Origin of the sequence: Kineococcus indalonis, assembly GCF_009906395.1 — a bacterium.
Lineage (GTDB): Bacteria > Actinomycetota > Actinomycetes > Actinomycetales > Kineococcaceae > Kineococcus > Kineococcus indalonis.
Map to the genome: position 1 here is coordinate 1 of NZ_JAAALM010000340.1, position 4,551 is coordinate 4,551.

The window sequence follows — 4,551 nt, forward strand, 5'->3', positions numbered from 1 at the left end:
GGGGTCCACCTGCGTCCGGCGCGGGGCCCCGGGGGCGCACGCGGGGTCGCCGGCGCTGCTCCAGGGGCAGCCCGAGGGTGCCCGAGCGCACGACGGGCATCCACTCAGCGAGACCGTCGTCCCACATCGTGAGACGCCCCGTTCACGGGGGAACCGCCCCGGCCGGGCGCGGGAGGGCGTGGCCGGGGGCGAGCCGGTGCGGCGGGGCTCAGCCCACCTCGACGGTGCGGCCCACCTCGACGGCCCGCAGGGCCGCGTCGACGACCGCCGTGGTGGCCACCGCGTCGCGCGGGTCCACCGGCACCGGGCCCAGCCCGCGCACCGCCCGCGCGAAGGCGGCGTAGAAGTCCGGCCAGCGGCCGTGCTCGCTGGGCACCCGGCGCAGCGGCCCGCCGCCCAGCGCCAGGTGCCCCCAGCGCGAGGGCGGCTCCGCGCCCCAGGCGGCCCCCTCCGCGGCCGGGGTGCGCCCGGCCAGCAGGGCCTCCTCCTGCCCGTCCATCGCGCTCTCCACGACGAAGCTGCCGCGGGTGCCGGTGACGCGGAAGCGCGGCGCGGGCAGCGCCTGGTGCCAGGAGCCCGACAGCTCGCTGCGCACGCCGCCCGCGTGGGCCAGCTGCACCCGCCAGTCGGTCTCCGCCCCCGCCGCGCCGCGCGCCTGCGCGGCCACGGCCTCCACGGGCCCGAACAGCTGCAGCGCCTGGTCCACCAGGTGCGCGCCGAAGTCGCGCAGCAGGCCCCCGCCGGCCGCCGGCGGGCCGCCGGCCGCCCAGCGCTCGAAGGCCGACTCGAAGCGCACCACCTCCCCCAGCTCGCCGTCGGCCAGCACCCGCCGCAGCGTCAGCAGGTCGGAGTCCCAGCGGCGGTTCTGGTACGGGCTCAGCGGCACGCCCAGCTCGCCGGCCAGCTCCACGGTGCGCCGCGCCGCCGCGGCGTCGAGCGCGAAGGGCTTGTCGCAAACGGTCGCCAGCCCCAGGCGCAGCGCCCGCTCGGTCAGCTCCGTGTGCGTGGCGGCCGGCGTCGAGACCGCCACCGCCTCCACGCCCAGGTCCGGCAGCTCCTCCAGCGAGGCGACCGCGCGCACCCCGTGCTCGGCGCGGGCCAGCCCGGCGCGCCCGGGGTCGCGCGTGACCACCGCCACCAGCTCGCAGCCGGGCGCGCCGGCGACGACGGGGGCGTGGAAGTAGCGCCCGCCGCCGCCGTAGCCGACCAGGGCGAAGCGCACCGGCGGGTGCGGCGGTTGCCCGGCGGTCGCGGAGGGGTCGGCGTCCGGCTGCGGGCGGGCCTCGGTGCTCACGCCGCGCGACGCTACCGGGCCTCAGCCAGGTGCGAGCGCACCAGGAAGCGCACCCCGTCGGGGGCCTCCAGCGAGAAGCCCGCCCCGCGGCCGGGCACCAGGTCGATCGTCAGGCGCGTGTGCGCCCAGCGGGCGTGCTGCTCCCTCGACATCCACACCGGCACGGAGAAGCCCTCCAGCTCCCCCTCCGGCTCGACCACGACGTCGCCCAGGTGCACGTCGGCGTCGGAGGTGAGGAAGTCCCCGGCGGCGAAGCACATCGGCGCGCTGCCGTCGCAGCAGCCGCCGGACTGGTGGAACATCAGCTCCCCGTGGCGCACCCGCAGGCGGCGCAGCTGCTGCGCCGCCCGCGGGGTCAGCCCCACCGGCTCGGGGGCGGGGCCCATCAGAAGAAGCCCACCCTGCTCGTGGAGTAGCTGACCAGCAGGTTCTTCGTCTGCTGGTAGTGGTCGAGCATCATCCGGTGGTTCTCCCGGCCGATGCCGGAGCTCTTGTACCCGCCGAACGCCGCGTGCGCGGGGTAGGCGTGGTAGTTGTTCGTCCACACCCGCCCGGCCTGGATGCCGCGGCCCATCCGGTACGCCAGGTGCACGTCGCGCGACCACACCCCGGCGCCCAGGCCGTAGAGGGTGTCGTTGGCGATCTTCAGCGCGTCGTCGGGGTCATCGAAGCGGGTGACGGAGACCACCGGCCCGAAGATCTCCTCCTGGAAGACCCGCATCGAGTTGTCGCCCTCGAAGATGGTCGGCTCGACGTAGTACCCGCCGGACAGCTCCCCGCCGAGGTCGGAGCGGTGCCCGCCGGTGACGAGCTTGGCGCCCTCCTGCTGCCCGATGTCGATGTACGACAGGATCTTCTCGAGCTGGTCGTTGCTGGCCTGCGCGCCGATCATCGTCGCGGTGTCCAGCGGGTCGCCCTGGCGGACCGCCCGGGTGCGCGCGGTGGCGTCGGCCAGGAACTCGTCGTAGATCGTGGACTGGATCAGCGCGCGCGAGGGGCACGTGCACACCTCGCCCTGGTTGAGGGCGAACATCGTGAACCCCTCGAGGGCCTTGTCGTAGAAGTCGTCCTTCGCGCGGGCGACGTCGTCGAAGAAGATGTTCGGGCTCTTGCCGCCCAGCTCCAGCGTCACCGGGATGAGGTTCTGGCTGGCGTACTGCATGATCAGCCGGCCGGTCGTGGTCTCGCCGGTGAAGGCGATCTTGCGGATGCGCGGGGAGCTGGCCAGCGGCTTGCCGGCCTCGGCGCCGAAGCCGTTGACGACGTTGACCACGCCGGGCGGCAGCAGGTCGCCGATCAGGTCCATCAGCAGCATGATCGACGCGGGCGTCTGCTCGGCGGGCTTGAGCACGACGGCGTTGCCGGCGGCCAGCGCCGGCGCCAGCTTCCACACCGCCATCAGCAGCGGGAAGTTCCACGGGATGATCTGCCCGACCACGCCCAGCGGCTCGTGGAAGTGGTAGGCGACGGTGTCGTCGTCGATCTGGGAGATGCCGCCCTCCTGGGCGCGCACCGCGCCGGCGAAGTAGCGCAGGTGGTCCACCACCAGCGGCAGGTCCGCACCCAGGCACTCGCGCACCGGCTTGCCGTTGTCCCACGTCTCGGCGACGGCGAGCTTCTCGAGGTTGGCCTCGATCCGGTCGGCGATGCGGTGCAGCACCAGCGCCCGCTCGGCCACGGACGTGCGGCCCCACGCCGGCGCGGCGGCGTGGGCGGCGTCCAGGGCGCGCTCGACGTCGGCGGCGGTGCCGCGGGCGACCTCGGTGAACACCTGCCCGGTGACGGGGGTGGGGTTCTCGAAGTACTCCCCCGTGGCGGGGGGCACGCGCTCGCCGCCGATGTAGTGGTCGTAGCGCTCGGCGTACTGGACCACGCTGCCGGGTCGGCCGGGTGCTTCGTAGACGGTCATGGGTGGACCTCCGCAGTCGCTCGCGGGCGACCACCTCGTCGCCCGGTGCGGGCACGCTAGGCCGGGCGGCGTTGCACCCCCGTTGCACCCGCCCGCACCGGCGCGGCGACGGCCGCGGTGCTCAGCGGGCCAGGCGGGCGGCGCGCCCGAGCGCCTCGGCGCGCCCGGGGTCGCCCGGCGCCAGGCGGCGCAGCAGCTCCTGCGCGACCTGCGGGTCCTCGCGCCCGGCGCCGCGCGAGAAGCGCAGCAGCGCACCGTCGTCCTCGCCCTCGAGCACGGAGGTGCGCAGCGCCACGAGCAGCTCCTCGCGCACCTCCCGCACGCCGGGGGCCTCGGAGGCCGGCAGCAGCTCGCCCGCCCAGCCGTCCACGGCGTCGCCCACGCGCCCCTCGCGCAGCGCGTCGCGCACCTCCAGCACGTCGCAGGCCAGCTCGCCGGTGAGCCGGTACGGCGAGGGCGAGGGGCCCAGCGCCCCGCCGCCGCGCGCGGCCAGCACCGCGCGCAGCCGGTGCGCCTCGGCGCGCACCGACACCGGCGCCAGGCCGCGCTCGTCCAGGGCGTCGGCCAGCGCGCCGGCGGTCCAGCCGCCGGGCGGGCCGGTCAGCAGGAGCAGCAGCAGCTCGGCGTGCCGCAGCGACAGGCGGTGCTCGCGCCCGCCCAGGCGCACGGCCGCGCCCGCCGCGCCGAGCAGGCGCAGCCGGGCACCGCCCGACGCGCCGGCACCCGGACCGCCGCCGTCCCCGGCGTCCCCGGTGCCGCCGGCGCCCAGGGTCAGGCCGCGGCGCAGGGCCGCCACGCGCAGCTCGCCCTCCACGGCGCCGGCCGCGGCGCGCACCAGCGCCAGCGCCCGCTCCCGGCCCAGCTCGTCGCCGCCGGTGAGGTCCAGCACGCCCAGCACCCGCCCGGTGGCGGGGTCGCGCACGGGCGCGGCCGAGCAGCTCCAGCGCGTCGCGGCGGTGGCGTAGTGCTCCGCGGCGCGCACCCGCACCGGCCGGCCCAGCGCCAGGGCGGTGCCGGGGGCGTTGGTGCCGGCGGCGTCCTCGCTCCAGCGCGCCCCGGGCAGGAAGCTCATCGCCTCCGCGGCCCGGCGCAGCCCGCGGTCGCCCTCCACCCACAGCAGCGCGCCGTCCACGTCGCTGACCGCCAGGAGCACCGGCACGCCCAGCGGCTCGTCCAGCAGCAGCCGGCGCGCGGTGGCCAGCACCGGCGCCAGCGGGTGCGCGGCGCGGCGCTCGCGCAGCTCGGCGCCCTGCACGGCCAGCGGCGCCCGGACCAGGTCGGGGTCCAGGCCCGTGCGGCGGCTGCGCCACCAGGACGCCGAGACGACCTCCCGCGCCCCGGGCAGCGG

Annotated in this window: 4 protein-coding genes; all 4 read right to left on the reverse strand. The window is 77.3% G+C overall.

Annotated features, from left to right (window positions below):
* Positions 1-208 precede the first annotated feature (208 nt).
* Positions 209-1,294, reverse strand: coding sequence for a Gfo/Idh/MocA family protein (locus tag GTR00_RS15205; RefSeq protein WP_323132508.1), 1,086 nt, complete (start codon positions 1,292-1,294; stop codon positions 209-211).
* Positions 1,295-1,305: 11 nt separating this feature from the next.
* A complete protein-coding gene (locus GTR00_RS15210; RefSeq protein WP_166612441.1) occupies positions 1,306-1,680 on the reverse strand; it encodes a DUF779 domain-containing protein in 375 nt (124 codons plus the stop codon).
* Positions 1,680-3,203, reverse strand: a complete 1,524-nt coding sequence (exaC, locus tag GTR00_RS15215; protein WP_166612442.1) for an acetaldehyde dehydrogenase ExaC — start codon at positions 3,201-3,203, stop codon at positions 1,680-1,682. The genes GTR00_RS15210 and exaC overlap by 1 nt, the downstream gene beginning before the upstream one ends.
* 121 nt (positions 3,204-3,324) lie before the next feature.
* Positions 3,325-4,551, reverse strand: a 1,227-nt coding sequence (locus GTR00_RS15220) for a GAF domain-containing protein (RefSeq protein WP_166612443.1), incomplete at its 5' end; no start/stop codon positions are given.

Bases quoted from the DNA above. Each gene is read 5' to 3' on its own strand.
- GTR00_RS15210 (WP_166612441.1), bottom strand. From the start codon at position 1,680: ATGGGCCCCGCCCCCGAGCCGGTGGGGCTGACCCCGCGGGCGGCGCAG.
- exaC (WP_166612442.1), bottom strand. From the start codon at position 3,203: ATGACCGTCTACGAAGCACCCGGCCGACCCGGCAGCGTGGTCCAGTAC.